Genomic DNA, 25,785 nt, shown 5'->3' on the forward strand with positions numbered 1-25,785 from the left:
AAAATGTAAAATTATTTTTCAGCAGCTAAATGGTAATTCACCGTTATTTCATCAGAGTGAACTGCAAAAAAAAGACTGCTTTTCAGGCAGTCTCAATCCATATAAAAGAAAACTATTATTGTTGCTTAATCATATTTATAATCTTTTGCTCTTTATCATTTTCTATAACAAAAATATACTTCCCTGCGCTCAGTTCTTCCAAATTCAAAACTGAAGATGGATTTTTGAGAATTTTTACTACCTTTCCTGATACATCATAGATATGAATAGACCTTATATTTTTATTATGATCAATATTCAATACATTTTTAAACGGATTAGGATATATACTGAACTGTTTTGTTTCAGCATCTTTGACCGCTAACGAAGTTGATTCTTCATAAATTATATCGTCAATAAGAATACTATATGATGGGTTTCCAGTATGTTTTATTGCAAGTTTATTTACTCCTGTAGGCAACACTGGTATCGCGAACAAAAAATCATTAATAACAGTGGTACTTGAAGACGTATAGGTCGTAAGTACATTAAAATGATTAGAACTATCCAAATACCCGATCTCTATAGTTCCTCCAGAAGTTACATCAGCTCTTACCTTAAATTTTAAACGATGTGTTCCCAACTGTAAAGTATTTACAGGAGGTAAGGATATAAACCCTGTAGATGGAAGAAATGTACTGATATACAAAGAATTTGGAGAAGTCCCCACTGATTGCGGCAGTACTCCAGCATAGTTACTCGCTCCCAGATTCTTCCAGCAACCAGGTAAACTATACATCGGAGTGGAGTCAAAATTCTCCTTAAAAAACGAAACTTCTGTACACTCAGTAAGGAAATTCGTAACCGGAGTCCATATACTTTTTTCTGTTGTTGAACATACTGACCTTACCCATACATAATATTTCACTCCTGGATTTAAATTTGATAAATTAGCCGAAGACTGATTAACAGCACCTGTAGGTATTGTTGCAGTACCAGGAGAAGTATTATTGTCAGAAACATAATATTCATAACCATTTACGGGGGACGAAACCGGAGCTGCCCATTGTATGGAGGCTGTAGTACTACCTATATTGCTGACAAGTACATTCAAAGGTTCATCACATAATGGCGCTACGGTAATACTGATATCATCCAGTTCCAGTCTGTTCATATTTGCGTCGGAATAGGCTTTAAATCCTAAATAATAAATTCCATTGCTTACAGGAGTAAAATCTACAGAATTAGTAACCGCTATACTATTCGTTATATTAGGATGGTCTGCCAGCGTATAAAGCATTCCGGATTCAGAGGCCGAAATACCATAAGCTACTTTTAATTTTTCAGGATAGGAAATTCCGGAATTTCCAAACTTATACTTGATTCTATACTTAGTACCTCCTGCAAGATTGATTCCTCGGGAAAAAAACCATGTATTGGCAGGGTTTGCCGGATTATACTGATACCTTAAGATATTGCCCGAAAAACCATTGCCATTAAAACTTACTGTTTTCCAAATATTTCCGCTTCCATAATTAATTACAGAAGTACATTCTGGTAAAAGTGGAGGTATGGCTGAGTCAAGAGGTACAACGTAAGGAACATTCACTGCACTACAGGAATTTGGCTGAGCTTTAAAAAAACCAACAAGCATTATGCTCATTATAAAGGTTATAAAATTTTTTTTCATTGATTCATTTTAATTGTAAATTTAGTTATATTTAGAATAAATAAAAATAAATAAAGGCGAATGCTATTCACAGTGTAAAAACATAGAAAAATAAAATACTGTTGTATAATTCATTCAATAAAAACACAACTATCATAAATACAAATTTTATAAAAATATCCTTTAAATCTTGCTTTTTATATTTTTGTATTTATACATAGAAAATTTCAATACCTTTTATGTTATAATATAAACTCCAGAAATGAATACAATTGGATAGAACCTATCCGAATCCTTCAAAGCAAATATGTTTTTACGTCCTCATTTTGTAAAAAAGTTTGTAATGCCTGCCGTCCACAAGATTCACGTATCAGTATCTTTTCTTAATAGCCCGCAAATCTATCCAGCCGGAATGAAAAATCAGCATACTTTTTCATAATGCTAGAAAATATGTTGTCTGAAGGTATATAAATGATTTGTCAGTTTTATTCAAACTGAAGATCAGAAAAAAGCTCTGAAAAATTTGTTTATGAAGACTAAAAATGAATATTAGCCGTTAATCATAAGAAATACTCAATGAATTAAATAACATTCAATATCTGTAAAGAAAATTAAGTAAAATGAGTAGATAACATTAGAAATGTTATCAAAATAACACTAAAATTATTTTTTTATTTAATTTTGCAGACTTATACCGTTTTGTTTAATACTAAAAAAAGAAATATGAAAAAATTTCTAAACAGCAAGAAGAACGTAAACATTCTCCTCGGAGGGCTTTTACTAGTAGTTTTTGCACAGGGTGTATTGATTGCCAAACTCTTTTCTGAAAGAGATGACAAAACATATGAAGTAAACCTTGTAAAAATAAACACTGAGAAAGACAGTGTAGATTATTTAAAAATGAAAACAGACCTCACATTGGTAGATCAGACTGTAGGTCAGCTGAATTCTTTCCTTAAATCTAAGGATATTACCAATGAAAAACTGATGATGCTTGATCAGGACAGCATTTCCAATTCTATTTATCTTTCCAAACAAGCCAACCGATACAGCCAATACCTGATGGATCTTCAGAAAAAACTGATGCAGGTTCCATTGGGAATGCCTACCGACGGTTATATTTCTTCTAATTTTGGAATTAGAAAAAATCCTATTCCGTTTAAAACAGTGTATGCTTCGGTAAAAACAAATACGGCAACCGAATCCAAATCTGTGGCGGCAGCGTCTCCAAAACCTGAAGTAAAAGCAGAGCCTGTTGAAAAAATAATTGAACTTACTGACAGCTATGGAAATAAAAGAGAAGTAAAAGTAATGGTAACTCCAAAAGCAGCACCAGTAGCTTCAGCACCGGCTGCCAATACTTCGTCGAAAACAGTTGCTGTAAACAGCACAGCCAAAACAGCTCCGGTTGAGAAAAATAATCCCCCTGCCGAAGCAGATCAAATGCAGTTTCATAAAGGACTGGATATCGCAGTTGCTTTCGGTTCTGATGTAAGAGCCGCAGCAGCAGGAACGGTTATCTTTTCAGGACAGAAAGGCGGTTATGGAAATTGCGTAATTGTATCTCACGGTAATGGCTTAGCTACTCTTTACGGACATTTATCTCAGCTTGTTTCGAAAATGAATGATAAAGTAAAGGTAGGACAGGTTATTGCAAAATCCGGAAACTCCGGACGTTCTACAGGACCTCACCTTCATTATGAAGTACATAAAAACAATACACCGGTAAATCCGAGATTGTTTATGAATCTATAAAACAAAGGCCACCTCAATCAGGTGGCCTTTTTATTTTTGAAAAGAAATTCTATTTTACAATGGTGAGAGTCCCTTTTCGGTGGGTGAATGTTCCTTTTGAGTCTGCAATATTAGAATACACTATATTTTTGTTGTAATCCTGGATTTGAGAGACATTGAAACCCAGATGAGGTTCATGCCAATATACCATAAAAACATTTTTAGCTACTTCTACAGCAGTATATTCTACTGTATCGGTTGTATTCTTAGAACTTCCGGCCGCTCCAATGAAAGTCATTGTTTTGTTATCTTTAAAATCTAAAATAAATTTTACCGAACCAAACTCAACCTCCACTTTTCTTCCAATTGCCGGATACGGTGATCTTAAATCCCAATCCATTTCTCCAAGAAATACTTTCACTCCCATTTCAAGTTCTTCTTTTCCCGGAATATCAGGATATTTCTTAACCATAGATTCTACTATAGAAGAAGTTGCTTTGTTTTCTGTTACTGCCTTTTTGTAATCTTCAAGATAATTTTTAACAAAATCCAGAGATTGAGGAGACAGTGACTGCTTTGCAAAATGGGAAGGAATCACCTGTTGCGGTTTTAAAGACTTCATACGATCAATCTGTCCTATCCATTGATCAATTGCTTTCAAATTCTGAGTGTCGGCCATCCAAAGATGTGAATCTGTAGACACTGAAATTCCTCCTACAATGGTCTTGATGGAAGGAATCCAAAGAAAACTGTGAGCCGGATCATCCATATTCTGTTTTATTTCTATGGTGTTTCCTTCAAGGCTAGGGATTGTAGTTGTAGCTTCCGGGATAATGACTTCCGAAGGAGCATCATCTTTCAGTTGTGGTTTCCAAACTCCTAATTTGTCATCTTTTGATGCAGCGATAAGATAGGCCGTTTGAGCCGTTGAAATAATTCTAGCCTTTGGAAACGCTTTTTTGATGACATCCAGTCCAAAATAAAAATCAGGATCGCTGTGGGAAATAAAAACGGTTGTAAGATTTTTACCTGTAGCTTTTATTTCTTTAACCAGCTGTTCTGCATATTGTTTCTGAAATTGAGCGTCGACAAGTATCGCATCTTTATCCCCGTAAATAATGGTTGAAGTGACCGAAAATATAGCTTTCGAACCAGGATTATAAACTTTTACGGTAAGGTTTCCCGCCCATAAAAGACTCATGAATCCCAACAGGGAAGCCAATGATAATAATTTCTTTTTTAACATCTTTGCTCTTTTAAATTAGTAAGCTGCTGTAAAACGTTCGCGGATGTGGTTGTTTTGTTCCAATTCGTCCACTAAAGCTACCGCTACATCTTCTACAGATAGGCGACTTCTTCCGTTTTCGTCAAATACAGGAGTTTCTAATGATGTTCTGTATTTTCCTGTTCTTTCTCCTACATTAGCCTGGTTCATTTCAATAGCAGGGCTGAAGAAAGTCCAATCCAATGTGTTATTTTCTTTGATTTTGTTCAGATAATCTCTTGCTGCTGTTGCACCTGGTTTGTAAGCTTCAGGGAAATCCGGTGTATCTACGATCTGTACGTTGTCCGGTGTATAAAGGCTTCCTGCTCCACCTACTACAATCAGTCTTTTTACGCCTGCTTCTTCTGTCGCTTTCTCGATGTTTTCAGATCCATTAAGGAAATCATTGTAAAGATTTGGGTTCGTCCATCCAGCGTTGAATGCACTGATAACCGCATCACTTCCTTTTAATGCTTCTGCTAATTCATTCACATTATTTACATCAACACTTTTAGCCGTTACGTTGTCCTGTGTTTCTACCTTTGAAGCATCTCTTACCAAAGCTTCTACTGCATATCCTCTTTCTTTTAATTCGTTTACGATGTGTACTCCTACAAATCCTGTTGCGCCAATTACTGCTACTTTTTTCATAATATTTTATTTTTAAAATTAAATTGTAATAAGTTTTGTTACAATTATAGCTAAAAAATTTTATTCGAACTGATCGACGAATTCTTTCAACGACTTATCTCCTAAAAAGTTAACTACCAATTGATCTGTTTCTTCAAATAATGTATTTAAATGAATATTGATTTCTTTACCAACACTACATGCAGGATTAGGATTTTGGTTCTTTTTGCCTAATACTTCCGTATTTTTCACAGCTTTATAGATCTCAGATATTGTGATCATTTCAGCATCTTTTGCAAGATGACTTCCTCCTTCTTTTCCCTGTCTGCTGATGATAAGGCCTGCTTCTCTCAACACGCTGATCTCCTTTCGTACAATCACCGGGTTTACATTGATACTACCGGCTACCCACTCTGAAGTGAGCCAATCCTGCGGGCTTTTCGCCAATAATGTCATTATATGTACTGCCGTAGCAAATCTTGTATTATTCATTGTAATTACATTGCAAAGGTAAACATTTTTTCAAATGTAACAAATTTTATTACAATTAATTTTTTCTTAAAGAATCAATTTGTCTAGATCTAACAATAAATAATTGATATTCTGATTGATCGTTCTTGTAGCAGACTGCATCTGATTGAGCATTGCAGCGCGGTTATGAAGATCGTCAGCCCGATAAAATCCGCCATCACTGAAAATGACAGATTGGTCTGCAGCCGCCTTATTATCATCAAACTGATAATGAAGCCATCGTGTTTTCATATTTCCGATGATGGAATGCTCTTCCCTATTGGAAAATTTTTTCTCGGTATACATATACCAGATAAAAGGTGGGAAGTTGGGTGATTCCAGCTTTTCTTTCCAGATATCTCTCAAGAGGTTTCTCTGATGAATAAATTCAACCTTTTTACCTTTCGGGTTAAGGGTTGCCAATCCGAAACCTGCCCCTAAAATACCTCCGCCGATACCAATTGCATTATCCCAGCCGTCACTTTTTACAATTCCTCCGGCAATAGATGACGCTGCGCCTGCAATAATGGAATATAGAATCAGTTTATTATTTCGGGATGAGTTGAGGTTATCTACATAATTTCCGATCTGAGCGACTCTTTCACCCTCACAATCAAATTCTGCAGCTACGGCATCAAGTTCTGTTAAGGCGATAGTAACCCGGCTGTTAATTTTCGTTTTAAGCTGTAAAATTTTAACCTGTGAAGCTAATGATGAATCTTTCTTAAGCTCCATAATATCATGTACCTCATCCAGGTTCTCTAATGCGTTCAGAATTAAAATACTCTGATCAGAGAATATGCCCTTCAGATCTTTGTTGGCTGTAAGAATAGAATCCGAATTATGCGAAGGGAGTTTATTGTTATAATTATACTGAAAAGGAGCTTTACAGTAACTGTCTTTAAGGGTAAGTATATTTTGCTGGATAGCCTGATTTTTCTTGGAAACACAAGAAATCAACAAGCTGATAAAAGCTAAAAGGTAAAAAAGTTTTTTCATTCAGTCAAAGTTTGTGTTAAATGGAATCTATTATGACATTCCTACTTCCTTCATCAAAACCAATGGCTCAGTTCTACAATTCATCTACACGAATATAAAACAAATAAAAAAAATTTACCTGGATTCAGGTAAATTTTTAATCTATTTTTAAGGCAATTTATTTAATACCCAGCAATTCTACTTCGAAAACCAATGTACTGTTTGGCCCGATTTCTTTGCTAATTTCCTGATCTCCATAAGCTAAGTGCGGAGGAATAATCAGTCTCCATTTACTTCCTACAGGCATTAGCTGAAGAGCTTCTGTCCATCCTGAAATTACTCTGTTCAGTGGAAAAGATGCAGGCGTTCCTCTTTTTACGGAGCTGTCAAAAACTTTACCAGAAATGGTAGTACCATGATAGTGGCATTTTACGGTAGACTTAGGTCCTGGTTTTGCCCCATCTCCTTCTGTGATGATCTCATATTGTAAGCCGCTTGGTAACTGCACAACGCTTTCTCTTTTACCATACTCTTCCATATATTCTTTACCATCTTTCAGGTTCTTTTCTGCCAATTCTTTTTTACGCTTAAATAACAAATCTGCTACTCCCATATTATAATTTTTTACAAAGATAAGGCTTTTTAGGGTTGAAAGAGAGAAGCAAAAAGCCGGAATTTTAAAATTGAAATCCTTAAATCCCCAAAAATCCCACTAATAAATACTTTCTCAATTTATTTAACAAAATAACAGATCAATACTAAAAATCAACAAGTTAAATTAAAAACCCATACTACAATTCATTTCTTTTTCTATTTTCGGTGGTTTACTTACTGAAAATTCAAATAATTGTAATACTTGCTTAACACAAATTCCGAAACTTGGCGTTATAATTGGATTTAAAAACTAAATGCCAGATCCATTAAAATATAATAAGAAGTTTGATGAACTGAATGAAGAGGAAAAAAAACTTCTGCAAATAAATAAAAAGACCATTGCAGATTTTGTTGAACAATCTTCTTCCATCAGCGATGTCAACTATGCAACCCGGAATGCTCATGCCAAAACCTATGCGGTGGCCAAAGGCACTTTCTGGATTGATCCCAATATCCCTGAATCTTTACATCCGTTTTTTGATAAAGAAAAATTTGATCTTACCATACGATTTTCCAATGCACAGTTGAAAATAAAGAATTCTAAAAAAGATATTCCAGCCTACGGATTTGCGGTACAGATCAAAGATGAAAACGGGGGTTTACTTGCCAATTATCCGTTGGTGAATTTTCCATTGTTTCCGGTGAATTCAGTTTCTACTTTTTTGAAGCTGTTTACGGCGGTGAATAAGTTTTATATCAAAAAATGGAGCAGCTTAATGCCTATGATGATTCAGTTCATTAAGATGATTCCTTCTGTTTTCACCGGTGATATGATCAGGAATGTGATAAAACTTATGGGTAAAAGAAATGATTTTATCCTCTCTTTCGATTATCATTCTGTAGGAGCTTATCGCCTTGGAGATCAAATGATCAAAATAAAACTTCGTCCCCAATCCGTGGATAAAAGTATTGGCAGAAAACAAAAGATTAAAGATTCTTTAAAAAGTTACTTCCAGTCTAATGATTTTACTGCGGATGTTTTGATCCAGATTTGTTATGACCTCAAAAATCAACCCATCAATACCCTGAATGTGGAATGGAAAAATTCCCCTTTCCTTAAAATTGGTGAAGTAAAAATAGATAAAGATTCCCTGCTCGACGCTCGAAATTGTAATACTGAGCTGTTGTCCTTCAACCCGTTCGACAGTAAAATATTTTTTCAGCCTGTTGGAAAGATTCAGAAGCTACGTGATGAAGCCTATAAGGTTTCTATACAGACCAGGAGGAAAATTAATAAACTGCTCCATGGAAAGGGAGCTTAGTGGAACTTTTGAGACATTTTCATGTTCGCATTGAGTCTGAAAAAAGTTGAGGTTGCTTCAATATATTCTATTCCGCTGTTGGAGTTTAATATATAGCTGTTTGCCTTTTTCACATATGTTTTTCCACTCAAAGCCTCTTCTATTATAGAATGAATGTTCTCAAATTGTTCTATTATTTCAAACTCTAAATATTCAAAATGATCGTTCTTATCATATTTAAATTGAAGTGAGGTAAGATCATTTCTATATTGAAACTTTTTGTGAAATAATACTCCATCTGCTTTTTCTTCTTTTTGCCCTGCAGTAGAAACAAGCGCTCCCAATAAGGACGCATTGGCATATTTATCTTTAAAAAGAGTGATGATGACCCATATCAAATCTTTGATAGAGCAATCTTTTAAAAACATTTCTATTTCTGTTTTTTCTTTGTCATATTTCATTAATTCATTGAAACTTTGTACAGGATCATCTATAATCCTCATAGGTTCTACCTCGTAAAAGGGTTCAAAATTCAAGCTTTCTTTGTTCATCAATTAATATCTAAAAGTAAAAGACTGCTAAGATAACAGTCTTTTTTAAAATTTATTTGAATTTACAATCTTCTTCTTTTATGGCTAAATCGTTGATGCTTGCATATCTTTTGGCCATTAATCCGTTTTCATCAAACTCCCAGTTTTCATTTCCGTAAGCTCTGAACCAATTGCCTTCTTTTGTCTGGTATTCGTATTCGAAACGAACAGCAATTCGGTTGTCTGTGTGTGCCCAATATTCTTTTTTGAGTTTATAATTGAGTTCTTTTTCCCACTTCTTCTGTAAAAAAGCAACAATATTTTCTCTTCCATTAACGAATGTATCTCTATTTCTCCATTCGCTGTTGATGGTATATGCTTTGGAAACCTTCTCAGGATCCTGACTGTTCCATGCATCTTCTGCTATTTGAATCTTTTCCTTGGCCGTTTCTAATGTGAAAGGCGGAAGCGGATGTTTCTGTTCCATAAGTTATTGTACTAAATTGGTGACTATTTTTTTTGATTTTTCAATCAGTTCGTTTGATTTAAAAACCTGGCTTTCAATAATGCTGCTCTCAAAAAGCATGTAAATATGGTCTGAAAGGATATCATCTCCTATCAGTTCAAAAAAATAATTTCGGAGATCTGCTTTGTGTGACTGAATTACACTTAATATTTTGATATTATCCAGTTGAATTTCCGATAGAATATTCAGGAAACTACAGCCTCTGAAATTTTCTTTTTCATTCATGTAAACCAAAAAATCGAAAGCACTGATAATCTTAGATTTTGAATCTTTTTCTTTTGATAAAAAGCTATTGAGCTCACCAAACCAATATTCGTGTCTTACGTTCAAAAATTCTACACAGAGATCTTCTTTCGACTTGAAATATTGGTAAAAGCTTGCTCGGGCAACATTGGCTTCGGAAATAATCTGGTTAATTCCGGTAGAATTGTAGCCTTGTCTGGCAAACAATTGAAAGGTTGTTTCTAAGATTCTTTCTCTTGGAGATTTCATACTGTCTTTTTGATGAAACAAATGTATGAAAAAAAACAATGAACAGACTGATCTGTCTGTTTTATTTTGATAAATAAAAATTATAATATTTCATCATTGAATAACAAAAAACCACCCAAAGGTGGCTTAAATCTAAAAAATTAAATATTGGATATATTCTAAGTATGAAGATCTACCTTAAATTTATCTTCAATTATTTGCCTTAATTCTTTTACTTCATCTTTTACAAGAGATGGATTTAGAACAATAACATTACCTTTAATAATAAATAAGTGTTTTAACTCTTTAATATTCTTAAATAAATCATCGTAAATATTTTTATTTTCCTGAATGTTAAATTGTTCCAGATTAAACATACTGAAATTTTTCAATGTCTTACCTTTTTGTAAAGCTCTATGAACGGTCTTTTGCCAAAATAATAAATCTGTTATGGCATCATGAATTTCTAAATAATTCTTTTTATCTTTTACTTTTAAAAAAACAGGAATATTTGAATCATCATTTCCAAATTCAATAATCTTGTTTATAATTTCTATAGTATTCATATATTAATTTTTAGGTTATAAGTCTCTGATATGTTTTGTTTGCTCGCTTCTTGTTCCAAACATTGGCTCTTGACCTATAGCTTTTTGCCAATCGACTTGATGGCTATATGCTCTTTCTTCTTGGTCCCAGTTATTACCAATAATTCGTTCTATTTCTTTCTGTGATTTTCCTTGTGCTTTTAATTCTTTTTTCAAAAGATAATCTTTTGTATGGGATGCTTCATGAGATAAGAAATCTAACAGTTCATCAGGAAAATAATCTTCCCTAAAATACATTTTATTTTTATATGCAAATGCAGTTAGTCCTTCTAGTCCCTGTTCAATTTGTTTCTCAGTAGCATATAATTCAAATATTTCAATAAAATCCTCTTCACTTTCAATATAAATACGAATTTTATTTTCTTTCAAAAGCTGGGCTACTTCGTCCATATGCTTTGTATATCCTTTGATTGCAGCGAGAATTACATCTTTAGAAATCTTATTTATAGATGTTAAAGACCATTTTCCAAGAAAATCTTCATAGCGTTTTATATTTTCTTTATTGATTGGATCTTTATCTATTATATTATCTTTATTCCTTTTTGATCGTCTAGTTCTTTTAGATTTTCCGGGTCCTTCTGGTTCAACATTCTTTTTAAGTTCTGCTATTTCCCCTATTTCATCAAGTATTTCTTTTCTTTCTTGTTGAGTTAACTTTCTTTGAGTACCATTTTCTTCTATTATAATATTATCTAATTGTTCTTCCAATTTAGCCAAATCTCTTTCTTTTTCTACAAGTTTTTTTGCACTTTTTCTCAGCCCATTATGTATAGCAACCGTAAGTTCACCTGATAAAGATAACAATTCCATCCAAAATAGATATTCAGATAATGCACTCCCCACGGCTGTATCTCTTACATTCGTAAGTTTGAGTAAAGCGTTCACTGTACCGCTCGTAATTTCTATTACAGCTGTAGTAGCGGCTACAGCCTTTCTTGCTGTAACTACTGCTCTTCCAGCCTTGCTAACAAAACGAAGTTTACCAGCTTTGGTCGCAAATTTTGCGAGATATCTAAATTTTGCAAGATTACCTGCTCCTGAAATTGTAGTTAATATATCTAATACATATTCTCCCGATGCGATTACATTGCTCCAAAACTGTTTATCTTGATTGGCTTTCAACATAAATGCAGGAACGACGGAATCCAACTTCAATTCTGTTTCCTGATTTTCGATATCTTTAAGGTAAATAGGATAGAAAGGATGATACCAAAACTGATCAACAATCTGTATTTTTGTAGATACAAGATTATCTGTTTTAAGACTTGGTCTCATTTCATATTCAAAATCCTTAGTTTCATACAATGTTTTCAACAGTCTTTCTTTTTGAGGATGAGTTTCAAAAGACATATTGACATTACTAAAATAAATACCTAAAAACTTTTCTGATGTATAAGGCAGGAATAAAAGGCCATCGGAAGTTGCAAACTCAGGATTTTCTTCTTTATCGGGATAAATAAATCTGGATTTTTTCCAAGTTTGATTAATCAATTTTGCGAACTCTAAGAAATTATCTCCATTGATTCTGTTATAAATAAATTCAAAGTTGGTTATATTTTTATCCCCTACTTTTACTTTTTCCAGAAACCAATTCATAAGCTTGGCTTCTTCTCCTTCTTTTTTCAGAATAACCCTGATTAGTTTAACAAAAATATTTTCTTCTGCTAAATTCTTTTTGTTACTCAAATCATCATTTTCTATAGCTGTTTCAAGAAGCATCCACAAAAAGCTATCACTAAAAGATGTTGCTATAGATTCTGGCAGATAAAATAAGGTTTTCATAGCATCATAGTAACCAAAACTACTTTTGCTTTTAAGATTTCCTTCTATTTTGTTGATCACTTGCTGCATAAATTGATCACGAAAATAGTTTCTAAACACATCTTTATTGTCTCCTTTTATTAAAGAAAATCCTTGACTAAATAATGTTTGATCTAAAAAAGTAAGAAGTCCGCCTATACCAGTAAACTTTAATACTATTGCACACTGATCATCAGACAGAAATAATTTTGTTGTATCACCTTTTTTATCATATCTGTACTTAAGAATAAAATTATTGAACCCATATTCCACTTGTAAAAAAGGGATCAAACTGATTTGTCCACTCATCTCTGATTTCAAAACCTGGACTTTCTTTTCAGTATTATTCCATAGATATCTTGCATCGTCGTAAAGTATTTTTATTATTTTTCCGAAAGTAGTTATATGATCTGTATACTCATAGGTATAGACTTCATTTTCCATACTTCCCATATATTTTCCATTGGGATCATAATATATATAGTCTGAAAAAAGAACTACTTCTTTTAGTAAAATAGTAAAAATTACCACCTGATTTTTTTCAGTATCATAAATATAAGCAGTATTATCAACTCTTATAGGAAACTCAATAAGTCCAGTCTCTAATAAAAACCCAATACTTTCATCCAAAAGGTTGCGATATTTCCCATCAGATATTTTTACAAAATATTTCCTTTCCGAACCTATTTTCATCAAATATATTACTTCTGCATTATGTTCATCCAGTAGATTAAAAATCCGTTTATATTTAGTAAAATTCTCTTCAAATACTTTTTTGTTTACACTATAAATCTGATTATCATCTAAAGGGGTTAAACTAACCTCTGTTTGCAGCGGCATATCTTTTTCTGCCTCTTCGGACCTTCGATTCAAACGAAGAAATTCTATTACTTTTTCAAAATTACTCATCATGTTTGGTATTATTATTTACAATGCTCTATTATATTTAAAAGTTTTTTTTGGGGAGTTCATATTCTATACAAAATTTATGAATCACTTAATATTTTAATTTTTTCTTTAGGCAAATATCAATTGCTGTAACGACAAAAGTTGACGTCTTAATTTTATTTTCACTCTTAAATAGTGAGTGAAAAAATTCAATCCGCCAACTGTAATCATCAACATACGCCTTCATTTTCTGATAAAAAAAGCCTCCAGAAATAAATCCAGAGGCCAATTATATATTTAAAATATAATTATTTGTCTTCTAATTCTTTCTTTTCTTCCTCTTTGTCCGGGAAAATGATAGATAGAATTACCGAGATCACCAATACACCGCCTACAATTCCTAATGAAATCGGAGACGAGATATGATACCAAGGTGCAATCAACATTTTAACTCCGATAAATGAAAGGATAATAGCCAATCCATACGGAAGTTTGCTGAACATATGAATAAAGTTGGCTAACAGGAAATACAATGATCTTAATCCTAAAATCGCAAATATATTGGAAGTATAAAGGATAAACGGATCATCTGAAATAGCAAAAATTGCCGGAATAGAATCTACCGCGAAAAGAACGTCTGTAAATTCGATAACCCCTACTACCACTAAAAGCGGCGTAGCCATTTTAATCCCGTTCTGAATGGTAAAGAACTTATCACCATCATAATTATCGGAAACTTTCCAGAAGCTCTTGATCAGTTTTGCTCCTGCAGTATTGCTGTAATCTTCGTCATCGTCATCATCTCCGTCGCCCCATGATTTAATTCCCGCATATACCAGGAATAATCCGAACAACGTCATTACAATGTTGATTTTCACAGCTTCTCCGAAAATATTCATTTCAGGTAAGTAAGTAAGATTAATTAAGCCCACACCTGCAAAAATAAATATCGCCCTAAAGATCAAAGCTCCTATAATTCCCCAAAAAAGAACCTTATGATGAAGGAATTTCGGGACCTTAAAGAATCCAAAAACAAGAATGAATACGAATAAGTTATCTACAGAAAGTGCTTTTTCAATCCAATAAGCTGCCTGATATTGTGTAAATTTTTCAACGGCCAGTGCATGACTTTCAGGTGATCCGTCTGTATTGAAAACCCAATACACCACTCCCGAGAAGATCATGGAAAGTGAAATCCACACCACTGTCCAAATGGTAGCTTCTTTGGAAGATACTTCGTGACTTTTTTTATTGAAAATTCCTAAATCGAGGAGCAGCATGATAACGACTGTTACCGCAAATCCCCACACCAAGCCTGGGTGAAGATCTAAAATACTTTGATGTTTTTCCACTTGAGTAAAGTTATTATATGATAAAAGCAATAAGTGCACAAAGTACAAATATTGCTATTTTATTGATCGTTTGATTTACAATAGATTATAAATAATTCATCTGTACCGTCTGAATCGTCTGCTCCAGCTTTTTATCTGCAGTAGGATCTCCGATTGCGTTGAATTTCCACTCTCCGTTTCTCTTATAGAAAACTCCCATTACCATGGCAACGTGCCCTTTGAAAGAAGCATCATTGGCAATATCATACTTAGCGAAAACCTCTCGAACGTTAGTAGGTGATCCTTCATAGATACGAATAGAAGCAAAAGGAATCGTTCCGAAGTCCTGCCCTCTGTAGCTGTTCAGCACCATAGCAACGTGCTCCACATTGGATTCCAGTTTGCTGAAATCTACTGTGATTACTTCGTTATCCAATCCGTCATCTCCATCTACATCTCCTGTAAGGTCGTCACCACTGTGTCTTACAGAACCATTTTTGGATTTAAGATTTCCAAAATAGATTACTTCAGTAACATTCTTGTTTGAATCATATAAAATACAGCTTCCATCTAAGTCTACTGCCTCTTTTTTAGTTCCGAAAAATCCTTTTTTTTCAATTGCTCCCCAGTTGATTCCTACACAGGCTTGGGAAAGCTCAGCTCCGTTTTCTTTTTTAAGGTTGATTCTCTGACCTTTTTGTAAGTTGATAGCCATCTTTTTATGTTTAGTTGTTATTTAAAATTTCTGATAAGGCAAATTCACTGATCGCTTATTTGCACTTTTCAAATTTCGTCTTAGTTATTATTCAAATTCAAATTAAGCATTGCACGCAGAATATTCGTTTCCTCATCAAAGTCAAATATTTTGCTCATAATATCTATATTTTCCAGGTTTCTGATGTAGTCTTTCAGAACACCTTCCACTTCAACAGGCAGAGTACGTTTTCTTTCGTTCATAGTGTTTTCCAGCTGTTCATTCTTCCTTTTCAGCTGATCTATGATCGTTCCCTGGTTAGACTGATTTTCTGAGATATCAAGCTTATCCAATTCTTTGTCAAAAAGATACAGCTTTTTCTCATCTACACTGAAGATAAAGTGGTCATCAGACTGAAAGATTTTGAAAAGTTCATATTCATGAGTTCCAATAAGGTAACCGCAGACAAAGCGAACTTTAAATCCCTGTATATTCAATCTTCCCAAAAGTTTCCTTTCTATGGAATAATCTCTATACTGATATGCTGGAAAAGTTCCGGATTTCAGCAAGTTTTCGTCTGCTTCTGTCCTGTAAAATTCCTGAGCATATTTTTTGTGAAAATAAAGCACATTGTCCCAGTTCGCTGTAAAAATATCTTCCGTAAGATCTTTATACAGAGTTTTCAGATGTTGGGAAAATACGCCGCTGTACATTTTCCTGTCTGTCTGAAAGCTGTCTACCCGTCTTTCTTCAAAACCGGAAATATATTTATTATTGATGTCAATTTCATTGATGACAGTCAGCATATCATTTTCTTTCTGCCTTTTAATTTTAGTCAGAAGTTCAATGAGACTGTCGGTATACTGCAGGTGGAAAAGTTCCAGTTTATTGTAATCTAAAGCCGTATTTTCCTGGAACAGATTGTGGATAATATCAGTTTTAATGTAAATCGATATTATGTCAATATGTTCAAAAAAATTCGCAAGAAGTTTAAGCTTGGTTAATCTTCTTTTGCTTTGCGACAATATGGTTGCTGCATCATCCCCCACCTTGGTATCCTAAAAATTAACCTCTGACATTTGCTTTAAGCTCATGCTCCAATGTCTGAAGATCCTGATCCAGTTTTCTTCTGTTATCGGCCCCCTGCTTCTGAATCTGTTTCACTTCATTCAATGTATTGATAAGCATTGATGTTGTTTCTCTCAATGTTTCTACAGATACGATAGTCTGCTCGTTCGCTCTGGCAACATTCACTGAGTTCTGACCAAGACGCTCTGCATTCTTTCTTAATATTTCTTCTGTAGTAGCAGATACTTTCTGCTGAATTTCAATATTCTGCTGCTGTCTGTACATCGCTACAGCCAGTGAAAGCTGGTTTTTCCATACAGGAAGCGTAGTGGTAAGAATAGTCTGTGCCTTTTCCGCAATAGAAACGTTGTTGTTCTGTACCAGCCTGATCTGTGGAAGCGACTGCATCATGATGACACGTACCACTTTAAGATCAGCCATTCTTCGGTCCAGTCTTGCGATAAAATCTCTTTTATCTGCAATCTGATAGTCCTGAAAATTCTGAGGGGCAGTTTCCATCTGAGCAAGCTCAACGGCAGCTCTTTCCATTCTGATATTTCCTGCGATCACAAGATCTTCAATCTGCTTAATGGAGTTTACGTTACTTTCAAAGATCGTCTGTAATACAGCATTATCTTTTGTAGATGTGATAATTCCTGCGTTTACTTTGTAAGAGATCTGCTCGATATTGTTGATGATTTTATCGTATTTCGCGAATAGATTTTCCACCTGAGTCATTACCTTTTTCATAAATGGCAATTTGCTCAGGAAGCTTTTCACTTTATTTCCGTGAAGTTCTTCTACATCAACATAGTTAAGTTCTACCAAAAGATCGTTAATCAATCCTCCTACTTCTCCTGAGTTTGATCTTCTTACATTTCCTAAGAAGCTGTCACTCTGATTGGTTAATGTTTTTTGAAGCTCTGCACCGAAATTCACGATAGAACCTGGATTGGCTTCATCAATTGAATTGGCTAGTACTTCATATTTCTGGCGCTCTTCCGACTGTAACTGAGTCAGATTCACATTTCCTTCTCTATCTACCAAAACGGCCGGTGCTGCATTCTGTACAGGCTGTGCTGGAGTTGGCGGAACCATTGGAGTAGGTTCAAATGTTTTTAAAGGCTCTATTGATCCAAGCGGATCTAATGACTGATTGTCCTGATTGTCCATAATTACTTCTGATAAATTGATACAAATTTCTCAAGGCCCTCTCTCTGTCCTGCTCCTACAGCCTCAAATTTCCATTCTCCGTTTCTGTTGTAGATTCTTCCAAATTCTACTGCGGTTTCGATTGAGAAATCTTCGTCTAATTCATATTTTAAGATTTCCTCATTCGTCTCTGTATTGAAAATTCTAATGAAAGAATTTCTTACCTGTCCAAAATTCTGTTTTCTTGAATCTGCCTCGTGGATTGTTACTACAACCGTTATTTCTTTGATAGCACTGTCAATTTTAGTAAGATCAATCTTGATCTGCTCATCATCTCCTGCTCCTTCTCCTGTAAGATTATCTCCTGTGTGGATTACAGATTTGTCCGGAGATTCAAGGTTATTATAGAAAATAAAGTGATTATCTGAAACTAGTTTTTTGTCGTCCCCAAGCAAAAATAAAGAGGCGTCAAGGTCGAATGCTGTTCCTGTAGAAGTATTATTGGTATCCCATCCTAAACCCACCGTAAATTTAGGTGCGTTGATGTTTTCTCTTTGTCCTTTCTGTAAGTTAATAGCCATAATATAATTCCGTTTGTGTTAAAGTATTGATGTTGTTTTCGTATTCTTTTATTAAATGATAATTGTTACTGATAGCCAGCTCCAAAAGCAAATCCATCTGTTCTCTTTTTACTTTAGACGTAAGATAATCAAAATTACTTGAATCCAAGCCTAAAATATACTTTACAATCCTTGTATTGAACTGAAAACTCTCTTTATTCATCACTTCTGCAACATGGTTTACATTTTTAACTGCATAATAGTTGAAAAAGTTTTCAATCTTCGGGTCAAGCTCAAAGTTCATCAGTTCTGCATAATACAGGAACATAAAATCTGCTTCAACGCTATGTTCATCCAATATTCTGTTCACTGTATATTCATGACTTCCGGTAATTTTTATATCGTCTATAAAAATACAAAGTTTTCCTTTTAAAAAATCCTTATCAATGTAATAAGTATCATTCGCAATCAGATTTTTACGATCTTCAAAATTAAGATTCCCGTAATCTGTGATGTAAGTATGATTTCTATTGATTTTGGATAAAATACTGGATTTTTTTCCTTTTTGAAACAGATAAAAATCCAGATGCTTTTTAAAGTAAAAACATAAAAAGTTGGATGCTGTAGGAATCGCCATATAAGGGCTTGGCAACACGACAATTTCTTTATCGGTACCTAATAAAAGGTTTTCATTTTCGGACAGAAATCCGTCGAATAGTTCTTTTGCAAATTTCTCTGCATACGACTTATCGCCATACTTGAAATAGCTGTATTCCGCGGGTGAGAAAGTAAACTCATCCGCCGAATGAATGTGATGTAAGCTGTATCTTGTATTCATGTTTATTTAGTGTTTAAGTAGATGTGCACTGAAACCAAAGTCTTTTGCTCCCTGGTAATCTGCTACGGGATTGTCTCCAACGTGCAGAATCTTAGACAGGGGTAAATCCTGATCCTGAATATTATTCTTCACCTCCTGAAAAATAAGGGGGTTCGGTTTTGAACAATTGATTTCGTCCGAATAGATATGAAAATCAATATACTGATCCAGATTTTCCTGAATAAGAAACTTTCTCATAGTGGTTCCTTTTATAAATCCTGTATTACTAAGAATATTGATTGTTTTACCCTGATTTTTTATTTCTTCAAAAAAATCGTGAATATTTTCGAAAATCACAACCGGCTTATATTCTAAAAACAGTTCTTCACTCTTGATATAAAAGTGACTAAGTTTTTCTCTATTCAAAAGCTTAATATCAACCTCTAATGAGCCTAAAATCATCAAATAAATCTCAAATGTATCAATATTTCCTCCTGTAACCTCATTGATTGTATTGCAAATATCATCATAATATTTTACAGTTTTCGCAACCACTTCTATTGGCTTTTCTACATTAAAAAATGAGGAGAACAGCTCAACTCTTTTTGTTTTAAATTCAGGATGAGATTTGATTAAAGTAAGCCACAAGTCGAAAGAAAAATGACAGTGGTTGTGAATGTCGATATCTGTTTTCAATAGGTTTTAAGTTAAAAGTTTTATTCAGCTTCTTGAAAAAGATTTACGATCTTCATTCATCAAAAAGTATTTATAAGACTATTCTTCCCAAAGATAAAATTTTTATCATAAAAGCATCACTATACTACTCTGTTTTAAGATATTTTTATGAATTTCAGCAAATACAGCAGTATTTTTTTAACCCTATTCAAGAAACATTCAGATAGGATTTTGAAAAAAAAATCCAAAAATTATTTGAAAATGAAAAAAAAATTATAATTTCGCAACCGATTAACAATCAACAATGTCAACAAAAATGATAAATATTATAACTTTAAGTAACCCTGTCAGAGCTGTGTTCTTTGGCAGCAATCAATATTTATCTGAATAGTTCTAGAGATCTTTTTACAAAAAATATATAAAAGACCTGTCTATTTGGATAGGTCTTTTTTGCTGCCCTATTTTCAGACTTTAACAATTCAAGAAATTCTGTTCTCTGTTAAAATCTGCTCTGAAAATTTCATTACCGCAAAACATTAACAATTCTGCTGGCTTTACATCATAAGCCGAAGTATTCTCTGCGCCTGTTATTTTCGGAATCTTTTCAAGACAGAATCCTAAAAATCAACAATTAAAATCAAACAAAATGAAAAACAACACAAGAAATATAGGGATAATAGCACACGTAGATGCAGGAAAAACAACTTTATCAGAAAGGCTTCTTTATTATACCGGACTGATTCATAAAATAGGTAATGTGGATGACGGAAACACCACTATGGATAAAGACATTCAGGAAAGAAACAGAGGAATAACCATTTCGTCGGCTGCTGTTTCTACCCAATGGAAAAAAGACAATACGGTTTATAACATCAATATTATCGATACACCGGGCCATATTGATTTTGCTGTGGAGGTAGAACGTTCTCTAAGAGTTCTGGACAGTGTCGTTGCAGTTTTCTGTGCTTCTTCAGGAGTTCAGCCACAAACGGAAAATGTATGGTTTCAGGCGGAAAAACATGGTGCTTCAAAGATTTGCTTCATCAATAAAATGGATAGAATCGGGGCCGACTTTTTTGCAGTTTTGAACGAGATAAAAACAAAATTGAATGCAGTTCCTCTTGCCCTACAAATTCCGATAGGAGCAGAAGCGAGTTTTGAAGGCGTCATTGATCTGATCAGAATGAAAGCAATATATTGGGCTGATGAAAATGGAGAAACAATGATCGAAAAGGAAATCCCCGCGGATTATCAAACTGAAGCTAATGAATACAGAGCACAACTTCTGGAAACTCTGGCTGAAAATGATGAAGTTTTCTTCAACGTTTACATAAATATAGAAGAGAGCATCACTCATGAAATGATTATTGCTGCTATACAAAGGGTTGGTTTATCCAGAGCTGCCGTTCCTGTTCTTTGTGGTTCTGCCTTCAAAAATAAAGGAATACAACCTTTGCTGGATGCGGTAGTTACTTACCTTCCCGCTCCGGATCAAATTTCTGATATTGTAGGAAAAGATCCACGAACGGAAGAAAGTATACAATTAAAAAGAGTGGAGACGGAATCTTTTTCGGGGCTGATCTTTAAAGTAGCGATCGATAAACATATGGGAAAACTAGCTATGTTCCGGATCTATTCTGGTAAGATAAAATCCGGAGATGCTGTGGTGAATGTTCGAACAGGTGAAAGTTTCAGGATTTCCAGAATCTTACAGATGCAGTCTGACAAAACTTTATCTCTAGAAGAAGGAAAAGCAGGTGATATTGTTGCGCTGGCAGGAATAAAGGATGCCAAAACCGGAGATTCTTTATCTTCTATAGAACATCCTGTACTACTGGAAGCAATTACAATTCCTTCTCCCGTTATCCGAGTTTCGATTGAGCCAAAAACGAACAGTGATGAAAAGTCTTTTGGTTTGGTTTTGGCCAAAATCCAGGAAGAAGATCCTTCTTTAGTAGTGGAAAAAGACCGCCAGACCGGAGAAACTTTATTAAGCGGACTGGGAGAGCTCCATCTTGAGGTGACGTTAGAAAAAATCCGTCTGAATCATGGTATTGAGATCAATCAGGGAAAGCCTAAAGTTTCTTACCGTGAGATTTTAACAGGAACCAAAGTTCACAGGGAAAAACTTTCAAAACAAAATGGAGGAAGCGGACAGTTTGCAGATATCAGTTTTGAAATCGGACCAAGGAATAATAATGAACAAGGATTGGAATTCATTAATACGATCAAAGGCGGAGTTATTCCTTCTGAATTTATTCCTTCTGTAGAAAAAGGATTCAGAGAAGCGATGGAACACGGACCTTTAAAAGGTTATCCTCTGGAAAATTTGAAAATTACTCTTCTGGATGGTTCTTTCCATGCCCAGGATTCGGCAGCATTTGATTTTGAAATTGCAGCACGGGAAGGATTCAAAGCAGCAGCCAAAGGATGTAGTCCGAAACTCCTGGAACCCATTATGCAGGTGGAGATTCAAAGTATTGAGGAATATACAGGTGCCGTTACTGCAGATATCAACAGAAGAAGAGGAATCATCACATCTATTGATGAAAAATCAGGAAGAAAGATTTTTGCAGCGGAAGTTCCCTTAGCATCAACTTTCGGATATATTTCGGATTTGAGAACTCTTACCAGTGGAAGAGCTTCCATCAGCATGAAATTATCACACTATGCTTTAGTGCCTGATTTTATTGCTCATACATTAATGACCTAAACCAACAAGGACTGTAGATTTTTCTCACAGTCCTTGTGTGGTTTATGGAAGTTGAATTATAAAAAGTGAAACGCCAATTCACTAAGCTTGTCAATTTTAAAATTACAGATATTGACTATTCATTTGCGAAGCAACATTCACTTATTCTCCCTCTCCTATTTTTCCTGCATCACCTTATAAGTAGGATCTTCCTGAATATTAACTTCTACAACAGCTTCGGCATTTTTCAGCATTTTGCGACAGTCTTCGCTGAGATGACGGAGATATACGGTTTTGCCTTGCTGTTTATAACGTCTTGAAAGTTTATCTAGCGCATCTATAGCACTCATATCGACAATTCTGCTGTCTTTAAAGTCTATTACAACCTCATCAGAATCATTCATTGGATCAAATTTATCTGAAAATGATGTGGCTGAACCAAAAAATAAAGGGCCTTCTATCTTATAATGCTGTATTCCGTTTTCCATATATTTCTTTGCCCGGATTCTTTTAGCATTATCCCACGCAAAAACTAATGCAGAAATTATTACTCCTACCAGAACGGCTAATGCCAGATTATGAAGAACGATGGTGATCAGCGCAACTGTAATTCCTACGAATATATCAGATTTGGGCATTTTATTGACAATTCTGATAGAAACCCACTGAAAAGTACTTATAGCAACCATCATCATAACACCTACCAATGCTGCCATCGGAATTTTCTCAATAACCGGAGCCCCGAAAAGAATAATCAGCAGGATCATGATGGAAGCTATTATTCCTGAAAGTCTTGCTCTCGAGCCCGCATTCAGGTTTACTAAAGTCTGTGCTACCATGGCACATCCCCCCATTCCTCCAAAGAAACCATTGGTGATATTAGCCAGTCCCTGTGCAACTGACTCTTTATTGGCGCTTCCTTTGGAATTGGTGATCTCATCTACCATGGATAAAGTAAGAAGAGACTCAATAAGGCCTACACCAGCCATAATCATTGCATAAGGAAAGATAATCTGTAATGTTTCAAGGGAAAAAGGAATTTTAGGAATATGAAAACTGGGAAGATTTCCACTGATGTGAGCAATATCGGATACTGTTTTGGTAGGAATATTAAATCCCAAAACAACGGTAAATACAACTATAATAGCGGCTAATGAAGCAGGAACAGCTTTTGTAATTTTTGGAAAAAAATAGACTACTGCAATGGTAAGAGCTGTTAAACCTGCCATTATATATAAAGGAACTCCCTGAAGCCAGCTTACTGAGCCATTGCTGTTTGTCATTTTAAACTGTTCGACTTGCGCCATAAAAATAATGACAGCCAAACCGTTTAGAAAACCATACATAACGGGCTGCGGAATAAGTCTTACAAACTTCCCCAGCTTAAAAATCCCAACAAGCATCTGAAGAATTCCGGCCAAAACTACCGTTGCAAACAGGTATTCTACTCCATGAGACTGTATAAGAGCAATCAGAACAACAATTGTTGCTCCTGCACCACCGGAAACCATTCCCGGGCGACCTCCCAGCACAGCTGTTACAAGCCCCATCATAAAGGCAGCATATAAGCCCGTAAGTGGTGAAAGACCTGCCAGAATAGCAAATGAAAGCGACTCCGGAATCATGGTCATAGCCACTGTAAAACCAGCCAGCAGTTCGTTTTTATAATTTATTTTTTTCGAAAAATCGAATATGCTAATAGTATTTTTCATTGAACGGCAAAGGTATGGAGTTGTATGTTGGTATACAATTTTTCTTTTTTATGCTTTTTAATATTAATAGTAATTTTATTTATGATAATTCACACTTCCGTACATATATTATGTTAATTTTAATTAAAATCGGAACATAAACAGACTTTTCTATATTTACCGCCATTTTTATTTTTTATTTTGTTTAAATTTGGAATCAGATAAGCAATTATCAGGTACTAATCAAAACATTCAAAACTTAAGCAGTTGTATATCAATATATAACTGAGAGTAAATAGCATTGTATGGAGAAACTTTAATAGGCTATATATTATTTACACAAATGGCAAAAAAAAGAAGTTTGAAAAAAGAAGAGGAGAAATAAACCCATTGAAAATAAGGAATATATCCCAAAGGTACATTAAAGTGACAATAAATATACCCTTTCATTATATCAGATCAGTTCTGAACTCATTTTCGAAGATTTTACCTTTATAAAGAGCATTTTTAGGCTTATGGCTAATGGCTTGCATTTTTTCCAATTTCTATTTTAAGTGAATTATATTCTGCATTGCATAATAATATATATCGCCAATTTTCGTTTTTTGATGCATAATTTTTAAAACAAAAGATAATATTTAATAAAATGTTATACAAAGAAATCCATATTGGAAAATTTATCAAGGAAAGAGTAGATGAAAGTGAAATAACCATAGAAAGAATCTGCAAATTCCTGGGCAGAGACGAAGAGTCTGTTGAAAAAATGTATGAAAGTAAATCTATAGATGCTGAACTTCTTCTAAGGTGGAGCAAATTACTAGAATATGATTTCTTCAGACTTTACAGTTCTCACCTTATTTTGTACGCACCGCCGTCTGCAGTTAATAAAAACCAGCAGAAATCTGATAAAATTCCTTATTTCAGAAAAAATATTTATACTCAGGAGATCAAAGATTTCATCATGAAAAGGATTCTATCCGGAGAAATGACTCAAAGTGATGTAATTAAAGAATATTCGATTCCTAAAAGTACACTCCACAGATGGCTTCAAAAGAGTGATACGAATAACGGATAAACAGAAAAAAGATGCGTCCTAACTACAAAAAAATTTATCAGGATATGCTCCGTCTGGAATATCCTGAGAAACTGAAAGAACCGAAAATCCAAGAACTTCTTGAAAAACTCCATACAACGGAAGATGTTCTTAAGTTCAATGACAGGCTTTTTAAACAGTCCAGAGAAAACCAGAAGCTCAAGACTTACGATAAAAAGACCATGCTGAAGCTTCTTCAGTATCAGAAGAAGCATGGTCATTCTACCAGCTACATGTCCAGAAAATACAAAATAAGCAGAACTACTTTATCAAAATGGAAACAGATGTTTGAGGAAGAACTTGATCATACAACAAAAAATGCCGGTAAGTAAACCACCAGCATTTGTTTGTTATTAAAAAAGCAGGTAAACTTTTCTTTTACTACTCTTTCATAACAGCATAAAGAAGCAAAAAGTGAGAAGAAGGAAGACATTAAAGCCCGAAAAAATCTGACTTTATAGAAAATTATGATACAAAGAGATCTTCCAGCGTCTCACCTTTTGCTTCTTATTTGATACAACAAGGCAAAAAGC

At 34.4% G+C, this 25,785-nt stretch carries 24 protein-coding genes; 5 read left to right on the forward strand and 19 right to left on the reverse strand.

Features of this window, described 5'->3' with window-relative positions:
• Positions 1-115: 115 nt before the first annotated feature.
• Positions 116-1,669 carry a T9SS type A sorting domain-containing protein gene (locus ACQ76T_RS20860; RefSeq protein WP_431345157.1) on the reverse strand — a complete coding sequence of 518 codons (1,554 nt, stop codon included), beginning with the start codon at positions 1,667-1,669 and terminating at the stop codon, positions 116-118.
• 702 nt (positions 1,670-2,371) lie between these two features.
• On the opposite strand from ACQ76T_RS20860, the gene ACQ76T_RS20865 reads away from it, so the two are divergent.
• A complete protein-coding gene (locus ACQ76T_RS20865; RefSeq protein WP_431345158.1) occupies positions 2,372-3,403 on the forward strand; it encodes a M23 family metallopeptidase in 1,032 nt (343 codons plus the stop codon).
• A gap of 49 nt (positions 3,404-3,452) precedes the next feature.
• Here the strand turns inward: ACQ76T_RS20865 and ACQ76T_RS20870 are convergent, their stop codons facing one another.
• The 5 genes from ACQ76T_RS20870 to ACQ76T_RS20890 form a co-directional block, all read right to left on the reverse strand.
• Positions 3,453-4,628 (reverse strand): MoaF-related domain-containing protein, encoded by a 1,176-nt coding sequence (locus tag ACQ76T_RS20870; RefSeq protein ID WP_431345159.1) that lies wholly within the window; start codon positions 4,626-4,628, stop codon positions 3,453-3,455.
• A gap of 15 nt (positions 4,629-4,643) precedes the next feature.
• Positions 4,644-5,297, reverse strand: coding sequence for an NAD(P)-dependent oxidoreductase (locus ACQ76T_RS20875; RefSeq protein WP_431345160.1), 654 nt, complete (start codon positions 5,295-5,297; stop codon positions 4,644-4,646).
• 60 nt (positions 5,298-5,357) lie between these two features.
• Positions 5,358-5,768 (reverse strand): Rrf2 family transcriptional regulator, encoded by a 411-nt coding sequence (locus tag ACQ76T_RS20880; protein WP_431345161.1) that lies wholly within the window; start codon positions 5,766-5,768, stop codon positions 5,358-5,360.
• Positions 5,769-5,834: 66 nt separating this feature from the next.
• Entirely contained in the window at positions 5,835-6,785 is a 951-nt protein-coding gene (locus ACQ76T_RS20885) for a hypothetical protein (protein ID WP_431345162.1), read from the reverse strand.
• A 157-nt stretch (positions 6,786-6,942) separates the two neighbouring features.
• Positions 6,943-7,377 carry an FKBP-type peptidyl-prolyl cis-trans isomerase gene (locus ACQ76T_RS20890; RefSeq protein WP_073300468.1) on the reverse strand — a complete coding sequence of 145 codons (435 nt, stop codon included), beginning with the start codon at positions 7,375-7,377 and terminating at the stop codon, positions 6,943-6,945.
• 295 nt (positions 7,378-7,672) lie between these two features.
• On the opposite strand from ACQ76T_RS20890, the gene ACQ76T_RS20895 reads away from it, so the two are divergent.
• Positions 7,673-8,680: a catalase gene (locus ACQ76T_RS20895; protein ID WP_431345163.1), complete on the forward strand. Its 1,008-nt coding sequence runs from the start codon at positions 7,673-7,675 to the stop codon at positions 8,678-8,680.
• Here the strand turns inward: ACQ76T_RS20895 and ACQ76T_RS20900 are convergent.
• The 12 genes from ACQ76T_RS20900 to ACQ76T_RS20955 all read right to left on the reverse strand — a co-directional run bounded on the left by ACQ76T_RS20900 (position 8,677) and on the right by ACQ76T_RS20955 (position 19,797).
• On the reverse strand, positions 8,677-9,210 hold the full coding sequence (locus ACQ76T_RS20900; RefSeq protein WP_431345164.1) for a hypothetical protein: 534 nt from the start codon (positions 9,208-9,210) through the stop codon (positions 8,677-8,679). The genes ACQ76T_RS20895 and ACQ76T_RS20900 overlap by 4 nt on opposite strands.
• Before the next feature lie 52 nt (positions 9,211-9,262).
• Positions 9,263-9,676: a DUF1348 family protein gene (locus ACQ76T_RS20905; RefSeq protein WP_431345165.1), complete on the reverse strand. Its 414-nt coding sequence runs from the start codon at positions 9,674-9,676 to the stop codon at positions 9,263-9,265.
• Positions 9,677-9,679: 3 nt separating this feature from the next.
• Positions 9,680-10,207: a TetR/AcrR family transcriptional regulator gene (locus ACQ76T_RS20910; protein ID WP_431345166.1), complete on the reverse strand. Its 528-nt coding sequence runs from the start codon at positions 10,205-10,207 to the stop codon at positions 9,680-9,682.
• Between the two features lie 158 nt (positions 10,208-10,365).
• A complete protein-coding gene (locus ACQ76T_RS20915; RefSeq protein ID WP_431345167.1) occupies positions 10,366-10,752 on the reverse strand; it encodes a hypothetical protein in 387 nt (128 codons plus the stop codon).
• Between the two features lie 15 nt (positions 10,753-10,767).
• Entirely contained in the window at positions 10,768-13,503 is a 2,736-nt protein-coding gene (locus tag ACQ76T_RS20920; protein WP_431345168.1) for a hypothetical protein, read from the reverse strand.
• A 284-nt stretch (positions 13,504-13,787) separates the two neighbouring features.
• Positions 13,788-14,831: a TerC/Alx family metal homeostasis membrane protein gene (locus ACQ76T_RS20925; protein ID WP_431345169.1), complete on the reverse strand. Its 1,044-nt coding sequence runs from the start codon at positions 14,829-14,831 to the stop codon at positions 13,788-13,790.
• 85 nt (positions 14,832-14,916) lie between these two features.
• Complete coding sequence (locus tag ACQ76T_RS20930; protein ID WP_431345170.1) at positions 14,917-15,525, reverse strand: TerD family protein; 609 nt, start codon at positions 15,523-15,525, stop codon at positions 14,917-14,919.
• A gap of 80 nt (positions 15,526-15,605) precedes the next feature.
• The gene (locus ACQ76T_RS20935) at positions 15,606-16,553 is read right to left on the reverse strand and encodes a hypothetical protein (RefSeq protein ID WP_431345171.1); all 948 of its coding nucleotides are present in this window, start codon (positions 16,551-16,553) and stop codon (positions 15,606-15,608) included.
• A gap of 16 nt (positions 16,554-16,569) precedes the next feature.
• Positions 16,570-17,745: a toxic anion resistance protein gene (locus ACQ76T_RS20940; protein WP_431345172.1), complete on the reverse strand. Its 1,176-nt coding sequence runs from the start codon at positions 17,743-17,745 to the stop codon at positions 16,570-16,572.
• A gap of 2 nt (positions 17,746-17,747) precedes the next feature.
• Positions 17,748-18,305: a TerD family protein gene (locus ACQ76T_RS20945; protein WP_431345173.1), complete on the reverse strand. Its 558-nt coding sequence runs from the start codon at positions 18,303-18,305 to the stop codon at positions 17,748-17,750.
• Positions 18,295-19,122, reverse strand: coding sequence for a phosphoribosyltransferase family protein (locus ACQ76T_RS20950; RefSeq protein WP_431345174.1), 828 nt, complete (start codon positions 19,120-19,122; stop codon positions 18,295-18,297). Before ACQ76T_RS20950 ends, ACQ76T_RS20945 begins: the two co-directional genes overlap by 11 nt.
• Positions 19,123-19,128: 6 nt before the next feature.
• Positions 19,129-19,797, reverse strand: coding sequence for an HAD family hydrolase (locus ACQ76T_RS20955; RefSeq protein ID WP_431345175.1), 669 nt, complete (start codon positions 19,795-19,797; stop codon positions 19,129-19,131).
• Between the two features lie 625 nt (positions 19,798-20,422).
• Between ACQ76T_RS20955 and fusA the strand changes: the two genes are divergently transcribed.
• On the forward strand, positions 20,423-22,489 hold the full coding sequence (gene fusA, locus ACQ76T_RS20960) for an elongation factor G (RefSeq protein ID WP_431345176.1): 2,067 nt from the start codon (positions 20,423-20,425) through the stop codon (positions 22,487-22,489).
• A 155-nt stretch (positions 22,490-22,644) separates the two neighbouring features.
• Here fusA and ACQ76T_RS20965 read toward each other — a convergent pair whose 3' ends face one another.
• The gene (locus ACQ76T_RS20965) at positions 22,645-24,180 is read right to left on the reverse strand and encodes a SulP family inorganic anion transporter (RefSeq protein WP_431345177.1); all 1,536 of its coding nucleotides are present in this window, start codon (positions 24,178-24,180) and stop codon (positions 22,645-22,647) included.
• A 625-nt stretch (positions 24,181-24,805) separates the two neighbouring features.
• Here ACQ76T_RS20965 and ACQ76T_RS20970 point away from each other — a divergent pair.
• Together ACQ76T_RS20970 and ACQ76T_RS20975 are read left to right on the forward strand one after the other, a co-directional pair.
• Positions 24,806-25,234 (forward strand): transposase, encoded by a 429-nt coding sequence (locus ACQ76T_RS20970; RefSeq protein WP_431345178.1) that lies wholly within the window; start codon positions 24,806-24,808, stop codon positions 25,232-25,234.
• A gap of 11 nt (positions 25,235-25,245) precedes the next feature.
• A complete protein-coding gene (locus ACQ76T_RS20975) occupies positions 25,246-25,584 on the forward strand; it encodes a helix-turn-helix domain-containing protein (RefSeq protein WP_431345179.1) in 339 nt (112 codons plus the stop codon).
• The last annotated feature ends 201 nt before the right edge of the window (positions 25,585-25,785 follow it).

Origin of the sequence: Chryseobacterium sp. JK1 (genome assembly GCF_050632815.1) — a bacterium.
Taxonomy (GTDB): Bacteria; Bacteroidota; Bacteroidia; order Flavobacteriales; family Weeksellaceae; genus Chryseobacterium.